Origin of the sequence: Sinorhizobium fredii USDA 257, from assembly GCF_000265205.3 — a bacterium.
Lineage (GTDB): Bacteria > Pseudomonadota > Alphaproteobacteria > Rhizobiales > Rhizobiaceae > Sinorhizobium > Sinorhizobium fredii_B.
On record NC_018000.1, the window covers coordinates 4,033,137 to 4,051,022 of the forward strand.

Annotated in this window: 19 protein-coding genes; 18 read left to right on the top strand and 1 reads right to left on the bottom strand. The window is 61.8% G+C overall.

The features are described 5' to 3' along the window. The first annotated feature begins 65 nt into the window (after positions 1-65). A complete protein-coding gene (locus USDA257_RS18895) occupies positions 66-704 on the top strand; it encodes a helix-turn-helix domain-containing protein (protein WP_014764553.1) in 639 nt (212 codons plus the stop codon). Positions 705-831: 127 nt separating this feature from the next. Further along, positions 832-1,296 carry a pyridoxamine 5'-phosphate oxidase family protein gene (locus USDA257_RS18900; protein WP_014764554.1) on the top strand — a complete coding sequence of 155 codons (465 nt, stop codon included), beginning with the start codon at positions 832-834 and terminating at the stop codon, positions 1,294-1,296. 69 nt (positions 1,297-1,365) lie between these two features. Here USDA257_RS18900 and USDA257_RS18905 read toward each other — a convergent pair whose 3' ends face one another. After that, positions 1,366-1,887 carry a hemerythrin domain-containing protein gene (locus tag USDA257_RS18905; RefSeq protein ID WP_014764555.1) on the bottom strand — a complete coding sequence of 174 codons (522 nt, stop codon included), beginning with the start codon at positions 1,885-1,887 and terminating at the stop codon, positions 1,366-1,368. A gap of 189 nt (positions 1,888-2,076) precedes the next feature. On the opposite strand from USDA257_RS18905, the gene ccoN reads away from it, so the two are divergent. The 16 genes from ccoN to USDA257_RS18980 all read left to right on the top strand — a co-directional run bounded on the left by ccoN (position 2,077) and on the right by USDA257_RS18980 (position 17,639). Next, positions 2,077-3,696, top strand: coding sequence for a cytochrome-c oxidase, cbb3-type subunit I (gene ccoN / locus USDA257_RS18910; RefSeq protein ID WP_014764556.1), 1,620 nt, complete (start codon positions 2,077-2,079; stop codon positions 3,694-3,696). A 12-nt stretch (positions 3,697-3,708) separates the two neighbouring features. Continuing rightward, positions 3,709-4,440: a cytochrome-c oxidase, cbb3-type subunit II gene (ccoO, locus tag USDA257_RS18915; protein ID WP_014764557.1), complete on the top strand. Its 732-nt coding sequence runs from the start codon at positions 3,709-3,711 to the stop codon at positions 4,438-4,440. 12 nt (positions 4,441-4,452) lie between these two features. Continuing rightward, a complete protein-coding gene (locus tag USDA257_RS18920; RefSeq protein ID WP_014764558.1) occupies positions 4,453-4,605 on the top strand; it encodes a CcoQ/FixQ family Cbb3-type cytochrome c oxidase assembly chaperone in 153 nt (50 codons plus the stop codon). A gap of 3 nt (positions 4,606-4,608) precedes the next feature. After that, positions 4,609-5,472, top strand: coding sequence for a cytochrome-c oxidase, cbb3-type subunit III (gene ccoP / locus USDA257_RS18925; RefSeq protein WP_014764559.1), 864 nt, complete (start codon positions 4,609-4,611; stop codon positions 5,470-5,472). Positions 5,473-5,711: 239 nt separating this feature from the next. Continuing rightward, positions 5,712-7,283 (top strand): cytochrome c oxidase accessory protein CcoG, encoded by a 1,572-nt coding sequence (gene ccoG, locus USDA257_RS18930; protein ID WP_041415409.1) that lies wholly within the window; start codon positions 5,712-5,714, stop codon positions 7,281-7,283. Then, complete coding sequence (locus USDA257_RS18935; protein WP_041415411.1) at positions 7,283-7,786, top strand: FixH family protein; 504 nt, start codon at positions 7,283-7,285, stop codon at positions 7,784-7,786. Before ccoG ends, USDA257_RS18935 begins: the two co-directional genes overlap by 1 nt. Next, positions 7,783-10,059 (top strand): cation-translocating P-type ATPase, encoded by a 2,277-nt coding sequence (locus tag USDA257_RS18940; protein ID WP_014764562.1) that lies wholly within the window; start codon positions 7,783-7,785, stop codon positions 10,057-10,059. Before USDA257_RS18935 ends, USDA257_RS18940 begins: the two co-directional genes overlap by 4 nt. After that, positions 10,056-10,205, top strand: coding sequence for a cbb3-type cytochrome oxidase assembly protein CcoS (gene ccoS / locus USDA257_RS18945; RefSeq protein ID WP_014764563.1), 150 nt, complete (start codon positions 10,056-10,058; stop codon positions 10,203-10,205). Before USDA257_RS18940 ends, ccoS begins: the two co-directional genes overlap by 4 nt. Before the next feature lie 92 nt (positions 10,206-10,297). After that, on the top strand, positions 10,298-10,975 hold the full coding sequence (locus tag USDA257_RS18950; RefSeq protein ID WP_014764564.1) for a Crp/Fnr family transcriptional regulator: 678 nt from the start codon (positions 10,298-10,300) through the stop codon (positions 10,973-10,975). Positions 10,976-11,044: 69 nt separating this feature from the next. Then, positions 11,045-11,377: a DUF1275 domain-containing protein gene (locus tag USDA257_RS38845; protein WP_144051944.1), complete on the top strand. Its 333-nt coding sequence runs from the start codon at positions 11,045-11,047 to the stop codon at positions 11,375-11,377. A gap of 89 nt (positions 11,378-11,466) precedes the next feature. Then, on the top strand, positions 11,467-12,027 hold the full coding sequence (locus tag USDA257_RS18955) for a LysE family translocator (RefSeq protein WP_014764566.1): 561 nt from the start codon (positions 11,467-11,469) through the stop codon (positions 12,025-12,027). A gap of 286 nt (positions 12,028-12,313) precedes the next feature. Then, the gene (locus USDA257_RS18960) at positions 12,314-12,694 is read left to right on the top strand and encodes a hypothetical protein (RefSeq protein ID WP_041414410.1); all 381 of its coding nucleotides are present in this window, start codon (positions 12,314-12,316) and stop codon (positions 12,692-12,694) included. A 175-nt stretch (positions 12,695-12,869) separates the two neighbouring features. Further along, on the top strand, positions 12,870-13,400 hold the full coding sequence (locus USDA257_RS18965; RefSeq protein ID WP_014764568.1) for a YcnI family copper-binding membrane protein: 531 nt from the start codon (positions 12,870-12,872) through the stop codon (positions 13,398-13,400). 61 nt (positions 13,401-13,461) lie between these two features. Then, the gene (locus USDA257_RS18970) at positions 13,462-15,093 is read left to right on the top strand and encodes a copper resistance CopC/CopD family protein (protein WP_014764569.1); all 1,632 of its coding nucleotides are present in this window, start codon (positions 13,462-13,464) and stop codon (positions 15,091-15,093) included. Between the two features lie 446 nt (positions 15,094-15,539). Then, the gene (locus USDA257_RS18975; protein WP_014764570.1) at positions 15,540-16,088 is read left to right on the top strand and encodes an iron transporter; all 549 of its coding nucleotides are present in this window, start codon (positions 15,540-15,542) and stop codon (positions 16,086-16,088) included. Between the two features lie 123 nt (positions 16,089-16,211). Then, complete coding sequence (locus USDA257_RS18980; protein WP_014764571.1) at positions 16,212-17,639, top strand: 4Fe-4S binding protein; 1,428 nt, start codon at positions 16,212-16,214, stop codon at positions 17,637-17,639. Positions 17,640-17,886 lie beyond the last annotated feature (247 nt).

Consider the following 17,886-nt stretch of genomic DNA (forward strand, 5'->3'; position numbering starts at 1 on the left):
GTAACCGAATTTATCGCCGTGGCATGAATTGGCAATCTTCCCCCGCAACGATCAGGGGACAAGAGATGTACGCCGCTTCCAACCTTACAGAGCAACGCTTCGCACAGTCCCACGGCCTCTCAGGAGCCCAGCTTCCTGGCCCACATCTTGTTTCAAGCTACAAGGCTGGTCGAGCCGTGTATGCAGAAGGTGACGCCATAGACAAGTGCTACCAGGTTGCCACTGGAGCCGTGCGTGTTTACCGGCTGCTCTCCGACGGGCGGCGACAGGTCGTATCCTTTCATCTGCCGGGGGAAATGTTCGGTTTCGAGGCGGGCTCCAATCACCGCTTTTTTGCAGAGGCCATTACCGAGACTAGACTGGCCGTCTTTGGGCGGCGCTCGATGCATGAGCGTTCGCAGGAACTTCTCGATATTGCACTGGCTGGTATGGCGCGGGCGCAGGAGCATCTTCTGGTTCTGGGACGGCAGTGTGCCGTGGAACGCATCGCCGCATTCTTGGCGGACCTGTCTGACCGCCAGGGAGGCGTGCGGCAGTTGCGGCTGCCGATGTCGCGGCAAGACATTGCGGACTATCTCGGCCTGACGATCGAGACGGTTTCGCGTGTCATGACGAAGCTGAAGGAGCGCAGTGTCATCGCTCTGCGAGACGCAAGGACGGTAAACATCATGAGGCTCGACGCTCTCCGCTCGCTTTGCCACTGAGGGGCGCCGATCATCCAGCCGGCGCGTCTCACCCGTTTGACGCGCTCGTTTCTGCCTCCATACTGCCGCGTTCTCAGCGTCGGCCGCTTACCTGAGAGGCGGCTTTAAGCCTGACGAAGGAAGAGCCATGTTCGTCAAGGAAATGTCTCGGCAGGAATGTTATGAGGTTGTCGCTTCCGGCGATTTGGCCAGACTGGCCTGCTGTAAGAATGACCAGCCTTACATCGTGCCAATCACCTATGCGCTTGCAGGCACCCACCTCTATTGCTTTTCGATGCCGGGCCAGAAAATTGATTGGATGCGTGCCAATCCCAAGGTATGTCTCCAGATCGACGAGTTCTCTGGCAAGTGCAAGTGGAGGAGCGTAGTTCTCACAGGGCAATTCCGTGAGCTTCCTCCCGCGGGCGGACGCTACAGCGAACGCCTTGATGCGTGGTCCCTTCTCGAGAAGAGGGTCAACTGGTGGGAGCCCGGCGGTCTAAAGCCCGTGCCACAGCAGATTTCGGGCGCGTCCGCCCACATCTATTTCAGTGTCGACATCGACGAGATGTCCGGTCGCCAGACCTCAGAGGTTGAGGCCGGGTCTAGCTGATACTGATCGGCCGTCACGCCGTAATGCCGACAGACGGAGCGCAGTGGCCGCTTGCAGGCGGCCCCCGTCTCAGGCCGGCTGTTTTCCGGGCCGCTCGTCTCTCCGCCGGGCGAGGATGCCGCGCAGGCATTCCTGTTCGAAGGTGATGTGCCTGCGCACGCTTGTGAAGAAGCCGCGCAGCATGTAGCCGGCGGTTTCGGCATTGGCGCTTGCGTCAGCGGCGCCGAGCCGAGCCAGCATCTCGGTAACTTCCTCGGCGTAGCATTCGTCCTCGCAATGCTCGTATTTCAGCTCTTCGAGCATGGCCGCCAGGGAGGGATCGTCGCCGTGCCGTGATTCCAGCCAGGCAAACACCAGCCCTTCCTCACCGGCATGCAGTTCTCGGAGCAGGGGGCCGAGCATTCTTGCGGCGTAGCTGCAGATCTCCCGATCGATTTTCGGAAGACTGTCGGCGATAGCCTCCAGGCTGCCGCAGAGCGCCAACTGGTCCCTGTGAGCCTCCGCAAGCCAAGCGAGCGGCTCAGCGGTAGTCTCTGCCGACCGTTCGGACTGCGCGCCGTGAGAAGGCGCGAGTCCCCTGATATTCGCCATAATGCGCTCGGGTCCTGTCCAGCATCTCTTCACGTCGCGGCCCTCCATAACGGGAGGATGCGGTAGTGCGCAGTGCCGAACCTTGATCTGAATCAAGGCAGACGACGGATGATTCCGGCAATTCTGCAGCCGCGATGGCCGACGCGTCACGACGCGCGCCACGCAGGTAGAAAAGTTGGGGGCCCAACAATGAAATATACAGTCGAGACGATTCTGCTCGGAGTAGGCGCCTTTCTGGCGCTGGTGGGGGCCGGTTTCGCCGAGGATCGCTTGTTCGCGGCGCATATGTGGGTGCTGTTCTTCGTGCTGTTCGGCGGCACGATCGTGCTCATGCGGCGGGTCGATTTTCGTCCTGCGCTCGCCGGCCGCGATGTCCGCCATAGCGAATACTTCGACGACGTCGTGAAGTACGGCGTGGTTGCCACGGTCTTCTGGGGCGTGGTCGGGTTCCTCGTCGGGGTGATCGTGGCGATGCAGCTCGCCTTTCCCGACCTCAACGTCGAGCCGTGGTTCAATTTCGGGCGCGTTCGGCCTCTGCACACCTCAGCGGTCATCTTCGCGTTCGGCGGCAACGCCCTGATCGCGACCTCCTTCTACGTCGTGCAGCGCACCAGCCGCGCCCGGCTCTTTGGCGGCAATCTCGGCTGGTTCGTGTTCTGGGGCTACCAGCTCTTCATCGTGCTCGCCGCCACGGGCTATCTGCTCGGAATTACACAGAGCCGCGAATATGCGGAACCGGAATGGTATGTCGACCTCTGGCTGACGATCGTCTGGGTAGCCTATCTCGTCGCCTTCCTCGGCACGATCCTGAAGCGCAAGGAACCGCACATCTACGTGGCGAACTGGTTCTATCTCGCCTTCATTGTCACCATCGCCATGCTGCATATCGTCAACAATCTGGCGGTCCCGGTCTCGTTTCTCGGATCCAAGAGCTATTCGGCATTTTCCGGCGTGCAGGACGCGCTGACGCAGTGGTGGTACGGCCACAACGCCGTCGGCTTCTTCCTGACCGCCGGCTTCCTGGCGATGATGTACTACTTCATTCCCAAGCAGGTGAACCGCCCCGTCTATTCCTACCGGCTGTCGATCATCCACTTCTGGGCGATCATCTTCATGTACATCTGGGCGGGTCCCCACCACCTCCATTACACGGCGCTGCCGGACTGGGCGCAGACGCTCGGCATGGTCTTTTCCGTGATGCTCTGGATGCCCTCCTGGGGCGGCATGATCAACGGTCTGATGACGCTGTCGGGAGCCTGGGACAAGATCCGCACCGACCCCGTGGTGCGCATGATGGTCATGGCTGTCGCCTTTTATGGAATGGCGACCTTCGAAGGGCCGATGATGTCGATCAAGGCCGTCAATTCGCTCAGCCACTATACCGACTGGACCATTGGTCACGTGCATTCCGGCGCGCTCGGCTGGAACGGCCTGATCACTTTCGGTGCTATCTATTACCTAGTGCCTAAGCTGTGGAACCGCGAGCGGCTTTACAGCCTGCGCATGGTCAACTGGCACTTCTGGCTGGCTACCCTCGGCATCGTCGTCTACGCCGCTGTTATGTGGGTTGCCGGCATCCAGCAGGGCCTGATGTGGCGCGAATACGACGATCAGGGCTTCCTCGTCTATTCCTTCGCGGAAACGGTCGCGGCCATGTTCCCCTACTATGTCATGCGTGCCATCGGCGGCGCCCTGTTCCTCGTCGGCGCGCTCCTCATGGCCTTCAACGTAACAATGACGATCCTCGGTCGCGTCCGCGACGAGGAGCCGATCTTCGGTGCTGCGCCGCTGCCGGCACCTGCAGAATAGGAGGGCATGACCATGTCCATTCTCGACAAACACACGATACTCGAGCGCAATGCCACGCTGCTGCTAATAGGCTCGCTCCTGGTCGTTTCCATCGGCGGCATCGTGGAAATCGCGCCCCTCTTCTATCTCGAGAACACGATCGAGAAGGCGGAAGGCATGCGGCCATATTCTCCGCTGGAGCTTGCAGGGCGCGACATCTACATCCGCGAGGGCTGCTATGTCTGTCACAGCCAGATGATCCGTCCTTTCCGTGACGAGGTGGAGCGCTACGGCCATTACTCGCTCGCTGCGGAGTCGATGTACGACCATCCCTTCCAATGGGGTTCTAAGCGAACCGGTCCGGATCTCGCCCGCGTCGGCGAGCGCTATTCCAACGAATGGCACGTCCAGCACATGATCGAGCCACGTTCGGTCGTCCCGGAATCGGTCATGCCCAGCTACGCCTTCCTCAAGGAGACGCCGCTCGAGGTGAAGAACGTGGCCATGAGCCTCAAGGCCAACCGAGCGGTTGGCGTGCCCTATACGGACGAGATGATCGACAGCGCGCTGGCGGACGCCAAGGCGCAGGCCGATCCGAATGCCGACACGTCCGGCCTCGAGGCGCGCTACCCCAAGGCCAAGCTCGGCGATTTCGATGGCGATCCGCAAGAGCTGACGGAGATGGATGCGCTTGTCGCCTATCTGCAGATGCTCGGCACGCTCGTCGACTTTTCCACCTACGACGACACGACCGGCTATCGCTGAGAAGGAGGCCACATGGAAACCTACACGGCCATGCGCCATTTCGCCGATAGCTGGGGGCTGCTCGCTATGCTGCTCTTCTTCCTCGGCGTTGTCACCTTCACCTTCCGGCCGGGCGGCAAGAAGGCCGCTCAAAGGGCCGCCTCTATCCCGCTGAAGGAGGACTGATCCATGGCGGACAAACATATCGACGAGATCAGCGGAGTCGAAACCACCGGACACGAGTGGGACGGCATCCGCGAACTCAACAATCCGATGCCGCGCTGGTGGGTCTACAGTTTCTATGCCACGGTCATCTGGGCAGTTGGCTATGCGATCGCCTATCCCTCATGGCCTATGCTGACGGAAGCGACCAAGGGAGTGCTCGGCTATTCCAGCCGCGCCGAGGTCAGCGTCGAACTGGCCGCTGCCAAGGCTGCACAGGCAGGCAATCTGGACCAGATCGCATCGAGTTCGGTCGAAGAGATCATCGCGGATCGGCAACTGCAGCAATTTGCCGTTTCAGCTGGGGCTTCCATCTTCAAGGTGAACTGCGCCCAGTGCCACGGCTCGGGTGCTGCGGGCGGGCAGGGCTTCCCGAATCTTAACGACGACGAGTGGCTCTGGGGGGGTAAGCCGGAAGAGATCTATCAAACTATTGCTCATGGGGTTCGACACGCCGGCGATGGGGAGACGCGCGTTTCGGAGATGCCGCCCTTCAGCGACATGCTGACGCCCGAGCAGATGCAGCAGACGGCCGCCTATGTCGTGAGCCTCACCCAGGCACCCTCGCAACCGCACCTAGTCGAGCAGGGCAAGCAGGTCTTCGCCGATAATTGCGCTTCCTGCCATGGCACAGACGCGAAAGGCAACCGTGAGATGGGAGCACCCAACCTCGCCGATGCGATCTGGCTGAAGGGCGAGGGCGAGCAGGCAGTGATCGCTCAAATGAAGACGCCGAAGCACGGCGTGATGCCCGCGTGGCTGCCGCGCCTCGGCGACGAAGCCGTCAAGCAGCTCGCGGTGTTCGTACACTCGCTTGGCGGCGGCGAGTAAGGGCCGAAGATCAATCGGTCGCGCCGCACGCAGGCCATCATCTGGGCACGGGCAGGATGAGCTGCGCCGTTTCCCCGGCACGGAGCCGGAGAGACGGCGGCTTGCTGTTCAAAGCCCTCTTGGGGTTTCGCCGCACCCTGCGGCAACTGGGCGCAGACTTGACGCAGATCAAGGCGAGCGGCGTGCGAATGGGGCAAATGTCGCCTCACAAGCGAAACTATCGCCCGGACCTGCCTGATATGCTCCACCAGCCCGTGACCAAAGCTTCAGTCGAACGGCTCGATACCGGACCGGTCAATGCCGCGCGCGTGCGAGGGCCGCTCTATGAAAAGCGCCGGAAGATCTTCCCGAAACGGGCGGAAGGCCGCTTCCGCCGGTTCAAGTGGCTGGTGATGCTGGTGACGCTCGGCATCTACTATCTGACGCCGTGGATCCGATGGGACCGCGGGGCGCATGCGCCCGACCAGGCTGTACTCGTCGATCTCGCTTCTCGTCGCTTCTATTTCTTCTTCATCGAGATCTGGCCGCAGGAGTTCTTCTTCGTCGCCGGGCTCCTGGTGATGGCGGGCTTCGGCCTGTTCCTCGTGACTTCGGCGGTCGGGCGGGCCTGGTGCGGCTATGCCTGCCCGCAGACCGTGTGGGTCGATCTCTTCCTCGTGGTCGAACGCTTCATTGAAGGCGACCGCAATGCGCGAATGCGCCTCGACGCCGGACCCTGGGGCCTCGACAAAATCCGCAAGCGCGTGACCAAGCATGCGATCTGGTTGGCGATCGGCGCTGCGACGGGCGGCGCCTGGGTTTTCTATTTCGCCGATGCGCCGTCGCTTCTGGCGAGCTTAGTCACGCTTGATGCGCCGCCCGTCGCCTATAGCACGATCGGCATTTTGACCGCGACGACCTACGTCTTCGGCGGACTGATGCGCGAGCAGGTCTGCACCTATATGTGTCCCTGGCCGCGCATTCAGGCGGCCATGCTGGACGAGAATTCGCTCGTCGTCACCTACAATGAGTGGCGGGGGGAGCCGCGCTCGCGGCATGCGAAGAAGGCGGCCGCGGCGGCCGAGGTGGTTGGTGATTGCGTCGATTGCAACGCCTGCGTCGCTGTCTGTCCCATGGGCATCGACATCCGCGACGGCCAGCAGCTCGAATGCATTACCTGCGCCCTGTGTATCGATGCCTGTGACGGCGTGATGGACAAGCTCGGTCGCGAGAGAGGGCTGATCTCCTATGCAACGCTCAGCGACTATGCCGCCAATACGTCCCTCGCAACTAGCGGCGGGACCGCGCCGATCAATCCCACACGCGTGCGTGATGCCGACGGAGCCTTCAGCGACAAGGTGCGGCATCTCAACTGGCGCATCATCTTCCGCCCTCGCGTTCTCATCTATTTCGGCGTCTGGGCGCTCGTCGGACTCGGTCTTCTCATCGGCTTGCTGGCGCGCGACCGGCTGGAGCTGAATGTCCTTCACGACCGCAACCCCCAGTTCGTCGTGGAATCCGACGGCTCGGTGCGCAACGGCTACATGGTCAAGCTGCTCAATATGATCCCCGAACAGCGCACCATCAGCCTGACGATCGAGGGGATGCCGGCCGCCACCATGCGCGTGGCAGGACAGGCGACGGGCGACGGACGCAGCTTCGCCATTGGCGTCGAGCCGGACAAGGTCACGCCGCTCAAGGTCTTCGTCACCTTGCCTAAGGCTTCGTTTGCCGAGGCGGAAGAGGGCTTCTCTATCATCGCGGAGGATCCGTCCAGCGACGAACGCGATGTGTATCAGGCCAATTTCAATCTGCCGGGAGCAGCAAGATGATGAGCATGGTAACGAAACAGCGCACCCCAGCCCGCGGATTCACCGGTTGGCATATGGTGGCAGTCATGGGCCTCTTCTTCGGCACCATCATTTCCGTCAACTTCATCATGGCCTGGAACGCCAGCCGAAGCTGGAGCGGCCTCGTCGTAGAGAACACCTATATCGCCAGCCAGCAGTTCAACGGCAAGGTAGCGGAGGGCCGCGCTTTTCAGGCAAGCGGCATCAAGGGTCGGCTGACGGCCGAACCCGGCGCAATCCGCTACGTCCTTACTCGCAACGGCGAACCGGAGCGAATAATCGACAAGGTCGTCGCCGTTCTCAAGCGGCCGGTTGAGGAGCATGAGGACCTTCGCGTACAGCTCCATCCTCGGGGCGAGGGCGCTTTTGTTTTGGCTGAAGAGCTGAAGCCCGGTCAATGGATCGCCGCCATGACGGCCATGGCGGGGGATGCTGTGGTCCACCGCCAGACTATCCGCTTCATTGCAGAGGGAGGAGACAAATGAGCTGCTGCGCCGTCGGTGCCGCAACCATGATGGTTTCCGAAGGAGGGCAGGCGCTGCCCGCCTCCGAAGAGCTTTGGCTTGCGAGCCGGGACCTCGGAGGCGGGTTGCGCCAGACGGAGCTAAGCGTCCCCGACGCCTATTGCGGCGCCTGCATCGCCATGATCGAAGGAGCGCTGCGTGCCAAGCCCGAAGTCGAACGCGCCCGCGTCAATCTCTCCTCCCGTCGCGTTTCAATCGTCTGGAAGGAGGAAGTTGACGCTCGCCGCACCGATCCCTGTGATTTTTTGCATGCCATCGCTGAGCGTGGCTATCAGGCGCACCTTTTTTCGCCCGGCGGGGACGAAGACGATGGCCTGCTGAAGCAGTTGATCCTCGCGGTTGCCGTTTCCGGCTTCGCCGCAACCAATATCATGCTGCTTTCCGTTTCCGTCTGGTCAGGGGCGGATGCGGCCACCCGCGATCTCTTCCACTGGATCTCGGCGCTGATCGCCGGACCAGCACTGATCTATACAGGTCGCTTCTTCTACCAGTCGGCATGGAATGCCCTCCGCCATGGGCGAACAAACATGGATGTACCGATCGCACTCGCCGTCACTCTTTCCTATGGCATGTCGCTCTACGAGACGATCGGCCATGGCGAACATGCCTGGTTCGATGCATCCGTGACCTTGCTGTTCTTCCTGTTGATCGGCCGTACGCTCGATCACATGATGCGGGGCCGTGCAAGAACGGCAATCAGCGGTCTCGCACGTCTGTCGCCGCGCGGCGCCACGGTTGTCCATCCGGATGGCTCGCGCGAGTACCGCGCTGTCGATGAGATCAGGCCAGGCGAACGCCTGATCGTAGCTGCTGGCGAGCGTATCCCGGTTGATGGACGCGTGCTGTCCGGGACGAGCGATCTCGATCGCTCCGTCGTCAACGGCGAGAGCTCGCCGACGGTAGTCGCCACAGGCGACACGGTTCAGGCCGGCACGCTCAACCTCACGGGACCGCTCACGCTTGAGGCGACGGCCGCGGCGCGCGACTCGTTCATCGCCGAAATTATCGGATTGATGGAGGCTGCCGAAGGGGGGAGGGCGCGCTACCGACGCATTGCCGACCGCGCCGCTCGTTACTACTCGCCGGCCGTCCATCTGCTGGCGCTCGTGACCTTCATCGGCTGGATGCTGGTGGAGGGCGATGTCCGCCATGCCATGCTGATCGCGGTGGCGGTGCTCATCATCACGTGTCCCTGCGCACTCGGTCTTGCCGTTCCGGTCGTCCAGGTCGTTGCAGCCGGGCGGCTTTTCCAAGGCGGCGTCATGGTCAAGGATGGCTCGGCGATGGAGCGTCTCGCTGAGATCGACACAGTGCTCCTGGATAAGACCGGCACGCTGACCATCGGCAGACCACGGCTTGTGAACGCGCACGAATTCGCACCGGGTCGGCTCGCGATGGCAGCGGCTATTGCGGTGCATTCGCGCCATCCGATCGCAATGGCGATCCAGAACGCGGTAGGGGCAGTCTCGCCGCTTGCCGGCGATATCCGGGAAATTCCCGGCGCAGGCATCGAAGTGAAGACCAAGAACGGCCTCTACCGGCTCGGGAGCCGCGATTTTGCGGTCGGCGAGCCGGGGTCTGACGATGGGCAATCGGAGGCAATCCTGTCGTTGGATTTTCGTGAGCTTGCCTGCTTCCGCTTCGAGGACCGGCTGCGGCCGGCAACCCGCGAATCGATCGAAGCCCTCGGCCGGCTGGATATTGCGACCGGAATCCTCTCCGGCGACCGGGAGCCTGTGGTAGCGGCCCTCGCCAGCAATTTGGGGATCTCGAACTGGCGTGCCGAACTCTCGCCACGCGAAAAGGTCGAGGAATGCGCCACTGCCGCCGAGGCAGGTCACAAGGCCCTGGTGGTGGGGGACGGCATAAACGACGCGCCCGTTCTGCGTGCGGCGCACGTTTCGATGGCGCCCGCGACTGCCGCCGATGTCGCACGTCAGGCTGCCGACTTCGTCTTCATGCATCAGGCCCTATCGGCAGTCCCCTTCGCTATCGAGACTTCGCGGCATGCCGGCCGCCTTGTCCGGCAGAACTTCGCGCTGGCGATCGGCTACAACATCATCGCCGTGCCGCTCGCCATCCTCGGCTACGCGACCCCGCTGGTTGCCGCTGTCGCTATGTCCACCTCGTCGCTCGTGGTCGTGGTCAATGCTCTGAGACTGAAGCGCACTCTTGTCGGCGGTAAGGCCGCAACCCCAACCACATCGATGCATTCAAGCAGGGTGACCTCATGAACACCCTCATCTATCTCATTCCTATCGCACTCATTCTAGGCGGTCTGGGGCTCGTCGCATTTCTGTGGGCGCTCAAGAGCGGGCAGTACGAGGACCTCGACGGGGCGTCCTGGCGGGTCCTCGACGACGGCGATGGCAAGCGGTGAGTCAAGCCCGGCTTTCTAACTGTTTGACCAAGATCAACTTACCGAAACCGACATAGCGCTAGACTGGTGCGATGTTTATTGGGACATGCGCAATGAAGACCCTGCAATTGACTGCAAGCGATAGGATGACCTTCTTGGGTTCCCGCTTCTTCGCGCGGCTGCCGCGCTCCACCGTCGAGGCTATTCTCGAGGGCGCCAGGCTCTCCACCTACGAAGAGCACGATGTCCTGTTCCATCAGGGTGACAGCATCGAAGATGTTTTCTTTGTGCTCTCTGGCCTGGTCCGACTCTATCGCATTGGCAAGGACGGGCGCGAAGCCGATGTCGCGGTGTTCCCCAAAGGCGAAATGTTCGCCGAAAACGCAATGTTCTTGGGTCGTGCCACCGCTAGTGCGGAGGCTGCCGAAGCCTCGATCATTGCGCGTCTGCAAAGCGCCAAGCTGCGCCACCTGGCCGCTCAAGACCCGGATGTGGCGCAGGCATTCATCGAGCATCTCTGCCATCGTGGCAAGATGACGGAAGACCTACTCGCTCAAGATCGTCTGCTGACTGCGCCTCAGCGAGTTGCAAGCTATATCCTCAGTCATTGTCCAAACGGCTCGACCAGCTTCTCGTTCCGCCTGCCATTCCAGAAGAGCGTGCTCGCGGGCAAGCTTGGACTCGCCCCGGAAGCCCTTTCGCGCGCGTTTTCGGCCCTGCGCCAATCAGGTGTCAGGGTAAAAGGCCGGATGATCGAGATTCACGACCGGCACGCGCTCGAACGATTCTGATGTGGGGGTTGGATCGACGCGGCGAAGGCTGCCCGCGCAGAGGCGGCGGAGTGAACTGTGATGGTTTGAATGTTTGAGCTCAAACGTGAGCTTTTACGCACAGCTTGGCTCCAAGGCCGCAAGGATCTGCGTCAGGAACAGTCGGCGATAAGGTTGACGTCGGCCACCTTGTTGCATTTTGCCTTTCGTTGCAGCGCAGCTAAATGCCGGCGGTTTCATAGCCGTCCATCATATACTTCGCACATGCCGGGCATCGTCTCGGCAATCGCCGACAATATCGTGCTCGGTGATATCGAGCTGGTTACAGTCGGTCTCGGAGCACTGTTGTCGTTCATTGCTGGTGCCGCCGTTTCGGCCGGAGGTTACGGGACGTACGGCGTTTGCCTTGTGGGTCGCTGTTGATGTGTCAAGGGCGAGATTGACTTGCATCAAGGCTGCTTGACGTAAGGGGCCGTAAACAGGTCTTCGTTTCTACCCTCCAGTTCGTCTCCATGGTCACGCTGTACTTCGTCCTGTCCACTCTCCTGATCCTGCTGACGCCAGGTCCGACGAACACCGTCCTGGCCACATGCGGAGCATCGCTTGGCATTCGACACGCGGCAATAATGCCCTTTGCAGAAGCAATTGGGTATTTCCTGGCCGTGTCGTTCTTTGTCGTGTTGGCCGATCGCGTCCAGGGAAACGCGAGCGCATTCGTCGCAACGAAGTTGCTGGCGGCGGGCTGGTTGCTGTATTCGGCGGTCAAGCTTTGGGGCATGCCGTTGCGAACGGATGCGAAGTCGGCCCGGCAGTTGTTCGTTCGCGTATTGCTGACCACCATCGTCAACCCGAAGGCCATGCTGGTCGGAGCGGTGCTGATACCGTCGGAGGCTGACGTCGCAGTCTCCATTTGGGTGGCGACCTACGCAGCCATGTCGACGCTCGTCGGTTTTGGCTGGGTTGTCTTCGGCGCCTGCTTGCCCTTCGGGGTGCGACGGCACTCCTACAAACTGGCGTCATTGGTCTTGGGTGGGTTCTCGATGGCGGCCATGGCAAGCGCGCTATCCGGCTAGCGACTGCCGCCTCAATGGCGAGTTCGAAAGCATCAGCGCCACGCATTGTCCCAAATTCCGGTGGTCGAGCGAGCGAAACCTACTGAGGTGACTGTGCCAGTCGGCCGGCTTTTGAAACTCATCCTAGCGTCCGCGATGGTTCGACATCCAGCGTCTTCGTGACGCCCCTGTGCTTCGATCTCCGACAAGCGTGTCCGGTGGTTGATTTGGAACAATGACGTGCGTCGCGAGGGCTCCTATTGCTGATCTGGTGAAATGACTGGAGCAGCGGCAGGAGACTGGCGAGATGGCGGGACGACGGGTCGGATCGGGCAGGGGGGTGGCGCTGATTGCCGCCTGCATGTTCGTCCTGCAGTCGGTGTTCGGCGCGCTCGCGGGAGAAATGCCGGCCCTCCGGCACGTCGACACCTTCGGCAATCCACTATGCGCCACAGGCACGAGCCACGGTGGTCCTCAACACAGCGGCGGCGGTCAGGACAAACTGCCCGAGTGCTGCATTCTCGGATGCACCGAGACCTCCTGGCTGCCGGATGCCCCTTACGAAGGCGCGCAGATCCTAACGGCACTGCCTTCACGCGACGGTACCATCGTTACGTATGCCGACGTATCTGTTCGCAGAAGCGATCGCCATCCCGGCAGCCCACGCGGCCCTCCGCCGGCCGCCTGACACCCTATTGCGTCCTTGGACTTCGACTACCTCACAGAGACGTTCGTACTCTGACGCACCCCTCGTGCGCGGTCGCCCAGGCGCTACCCCTTTCGCAATGCAGCGGACCAGTGACGCTGATCTACGTGAACAATCTCCCCGGCAGAGCCGGCATTGAAACAGGAAACAAACTCAGATGTTTAAGAAACGGTCATTAGTCGCCGCGGTGCTCGCTGTGGTTTCGACAGCCGCGTCGGCCCACACCACACTCGAAGCAACAGAGGCCCCGGTCGGCGCAAGTCACAAAGCCGTCTTCCGCGTGCCACATGGTTGCGAGGGCAAGCCGACCAATGTGGTGCGCGTCCAGATTCCGGAAGGTGTAATCGCCGTAAAGCCGATGCCGAAGTCCGGCTGGACCCTGGAAAAGGTCACCGGGGCATACGCGAAATCCTACGACTATCACGGCACTCCGGTGAAGGAAGGTGTGAAGGAGGTGCTGTGGAAGAGCGGCAACCTGGGTGACGACGAATATGACGAGTTCGTAGTACGCGTCTATCTGACGCCGGACCTGCCGGTGGGCAAGATGCTCTACTTCCCGACTGTGCAGGAATGCCCCGAAGGCGCAGTCGAACGGTGGATCGAGATTCCCGTCGAAGGCCAGAACGGCGACGATCTCGAATTTCCGGCGCCCGGCATAAAGCTGCTCGAGAAAAAGGGAGGCCACTGAACCGCCGTGTGACGGAAGTGCGCCCGCCCGGCGCGCCTCCATTTGATCGAAGAGGTATTGCATGACCGCCGCACCGAAGATGCGCTTGAACGAAAGCTGGTCTCGCCTGGCTCGCGTGCTGGCTTTTTCGGTACTCGCCTTTTCCGCCTGGTTCTGGCTTGCTGTGGCCGCCTTCGCCCACGCTTCATTCGTCGGATCCAATCCGGCCGGCGATGCCGTCGTTGCGGAAGCGCCTGCGACGTTCTCTTTGACCTTCAGCGAGCCAGTCTCGCCGCTCTCCCTCAGACTGGTCAAGCCGGATGGATCGAGCTTCGGCCTCGAACGCTTCGTGCTGCGCGACCGAACGCTGGAAATCGAGCTTCCGCCAAGCCTCGTCCGGGGAACGCATGTGCTGAGCTGGCGTGTGGTCTCCGAAGATGGCCATCCGGTCGGCGGCTCCGTAGTCTTTTCCATTGGAGCTCCGAGCACGACGCCTGCGGCATCCACCGTGAAAATCGAACGCGACGTCGGTACAGCAATCTGGTTGGCGAAGATCGCCCTTTATCTCGGCCTCTTTCTCGGGATCGGCGGGTCGTTCGCCGTGACGTGGCTCGGACGGGGCGAGCGCTCCGGATCTTTTGCAATCCTTGTACTTCTCGGAATTGCGCTGGTCGCAACGCCGCTGTCTGTGGGATTCCAGGGCATTGATGCACTCGACGTTCCATTTCGGCGCCTCTTGGATCTGGCGATCTGGCAAGCTGGAATGAGCACGAGCTTCGGTCGGACTTCTGTCGTCGCCGCTCTTGCCTTCTTGAGCGCTATCTGCGCGCTTGCCGCGAAAGCTGACCGCGGGCGCCTGCTTTCGCTCATCGCGCTCGTGGGGACTGGTCTGGCGCTTGCGCTGAGCGGCCACGCCAGCTCGGCGGACCCGCAGTGGCTGACGCGGCCGATGGTCTTCCTGCATGGGGTCGGCATCGCTTTCTGGACAGGTGCGCTCATCCCGCTTGCCCAGGCGCTCGCTCGGCGAACCCCGGAGTCCGGCGAGATGCTTCGCCGCTTCTCCAGAACGATCCCGTTCCTTCTCGCCTTCCTGATCGTGGCCGGTGTCGTGCTGAGCGTGATCCAAGTCCGGAAACCGGCTGCATTGATAGAGACTGCCTACGGACAGGTCCTCCTTGTCAAATTGGCCTTGCTCGTCCTGCTCTTCGCACTGGCCGCATTCAATCGCTGGCGGCTGACGGAGCCGGCAGCGCACCGGGACCCGGCGACAACACGGCGGCTGGCAGGGTTCATCGCTGTCGAAACCGTGGTCGTCGTATTGATTGTCGGAGTGGCCGCCATATGGCGGTTCACGCCGCCGCCGCGCGCGCTGGAGATCGGCGCTGTCGAGCCAACGGCCATCCATCTCCACTCAGCCCGAGCCATGGCGAACGTCCAGCTCTCGCCCGGACGTGCAGGGCAGGTCGCCGGCTCCATCGAAGTGTTTAGCAAGGACAGGCAGGTTCTCACGCCCAAGGAGGTCACGCTCGTTCTTTCCAACCCGTCGTCCGGAATCCAGGCGATTCGCCGGTCGGCGCAGCGCACCGGAGAGGCTAAGTGGCGCGTCGACGGGGTCGCCGTCCCCTTGCCTGGGACCTGGCAGGTGCGGCTCGACATTCTGGTCTCCGACTTCGAGCTCGTGAAGCTCGAAGGCAAGGCTGAAATCCGTCCCTGAGCACCATGTCTTTTTCGCGCGCATCATAAGACTCATATTGTCGAGCGAGGCGATCCCTAAACCATGCCGGCGACGCGCGCGTCGCCAACTGAAGAAGTAGTTCGGATCCTGATCGGCTCCCCAGAGGCTCCGCGCGGCAGTGCAACAGCCCTGCGGGACTGGCATGTCGGCGAGCCGGTCAACCGAACTTGACCAGGTTGAGTGCAGGGAGCGGCGTTCGATTCAGCAAGAGAGCTTGCTTCGTCGGTGATCCCACCCGAAATCAGCGGGAGCGAATCCTGCCTTACGGTGCGAGCGATACCCAAGTGGTCCGCGCGGTCCTCCCCGTCGCGCTTCGCCTGCAGACGTTGTTTGCTCCAGCGCAAAGAACCCCGAGATAGGTGAACGTAAACATGACATCAGAACTCATGAAATAACTCCGACCGGCTTGTGTAGAAGGAATTCCAATGCGTCGCTTCAGCCTGCTCCCGTTCGCATCCCTCGGTCTGCTCATGACGGCAGCCTCTCCAGCATATTCAGCGGAATACTCGATCGGCGAACCGAATGTTCTGAACGGAATGGAAATCGCGGCAGTCTACCTTCAGCCGATCGAAATGGATCCGCCTGGTGTGATGACGCCGGCAGCGGAGGCCGACATCCACCTGGAGGCAGACATTCACGCGACAGCCAACAACAAGAACGGCTTCGCTGAAGGCGACTGGCTGCCCAACCTCCACGTGGAATACCGCTTGGTGAAGGTCGACACCGGTGAGGAAACGGCCGGTTCCTTCATGCCCATGGTCGCGAGCGACGGACCGCACTATGGCGACAACGTCAAGCTGATGGGGCCGGGAAAGTACAGGCTCGAATTGACGGTTCACTCGGAATCTCATGACGATTCGGCCGATTTCGGCCGCCATGTCGACAAGGAGACCGGGGTTGCCGCCTGGCCCGCGGAGTTTTCAGTCGGCTATGAATTCACCTTTGCCGGCGTGGGCAAGAAGGGCGGCTACTGACGCCTTGCGGCGGACGATCGTAGCGGTCGTCGTTCCGACAACGGATTGGCTGCGGCCGCCCTCAAACGCGCAGCAGGCCGTCGCTGCAACCGCCGCAGCACTCAACAACAGCCTGGAGGAATAATGCTGCCGCGGCACGAGGCAGACAACCGCAGGACGACGGGCGTTTTCTTGGCTCAGCCGCAGAGCGACGTCTGGCAACGTATAGGCGACTGGCTGTTCCGCCATCAAAAACAGATCGGCTGGGTGCAGTGGAGCGTCGTTGGCGTCTATCTGATGCTGCTGGTGCTGCCCGCAGTCCTGCCGCTCCCGGACAACTCGGCCCATCTCTGGGACGACTTCACCCGCTTCGCGCAGTTTGTGTTCTGGGGCGTCTGGTGGCCTTTTGTTCTCCTTGCCACGGCGCTCGTCGGTCGTGTCTGGTGCGGGCTTTTGTGCCCCGAGGGTGCGATCTCGGAATTCAGCAGCCGACACGGCCGCGGAGGTGCCATTCCTCGCTGGATAAAATGGGGCGGATGGCCCACGGTGGCATTCGCCTCGACAACGCTCTACGGTCAGATGGTCAGCGTCTATCAATATCCAAAACCGGCGCTGCTCGTGCTTGGCGGCTCGACGATTGCGGCGGCGGCGATCGGCTATCTCTACGGCAAGGAAAAGCGCGTGTGGTGCCGCTACCTTTGCCCTGTCGGCGCCGTCTTCGGCCTGCTGGCAAAGCTTGCACCGCTGCATTTCCGCGTCGATGCGGATCGTTGGAGGCGCTCGCAACTCGCCGGTCTGCAACCGGGCGCAGTGAATTGCGCGCCGCTCGTGCCGCTGAAGACGATGCGCAGCGCCAGCGATTGCCACATGTGCGGCCGGTGCAGCGGCTTTCGCGGAGCGATCCGGCTGGCGCGACGCTCGCCCGCACATGAAATCGTGCACGTTGCGGGTGATCAGCCGAAGCTCTGGGAGACCGTGCTGATCGTCTTCGGCTTGATGGGCGTCGCCGTCGGAGCCTTTCACTGGAGCTCGAGCCCCTGGTTCAATGGTGCGAAACAATCGGCTGCGGAATGGCTCGTTGAACGCGGCGTGCTGTGGCCACTTGAGATCTCGGCGCCATGGTGGGTACTGACGAACTATCCCGAAAGAAGCGACGTGCTGACGCTGTTGGATGGAGCGGTTCTCATCTTCTATGTGCTAGCGGTAGCGTTCGCAGTGGGCATCGTCGTCCTGCTGCTGCTTGCCCTTGCGACCCTGGGTCTCGGCCGCTGGCACGCCGCACGACTTCATCATCTGGCGCAGACACTCATTCCGCTTGCGGCCGCGGGCGTCTTCCTCGGTCTGTCGGCCATGTCGGTCACGCAGCTCCGAATGGATGGAATCGACGTGCCTTGGGTCGGCGAAATGCGGGCGGCCATGCTGCTCCTTGCGAGCGTGTGGTCCGGCACCCTGTGCTGGCGGGTCACCGGCCTCTATTCCGCAACGACAATTCGACGCCTGCTAGCGCTTTTAAGCTTTGGACTGGTTCTGGCGATCGCCGACGCAGGCTGGTTTCTGTTTTTCTGGAGTTAGTAGACAGAGCGGTGCTACCATTGTCGTCGTCCGGGCAAGCGCGCTGCAAGACCCATTCTCGCTCCGAATGGTTCGCCGGGAGTACCGCCAGCGGCCATGCCAAACAAAGATCTGCCGATCCCTGCTGCCCCTAGACCGCCTCCACATGACGGGATGGCCGATTGCGCCTGCATGCTCTATGAAAGGTCACGCGGGTGTGGGGTGGGTCTTGCCGCGCGCCGGGCGCAGCAGCATGCAATTCATTCCC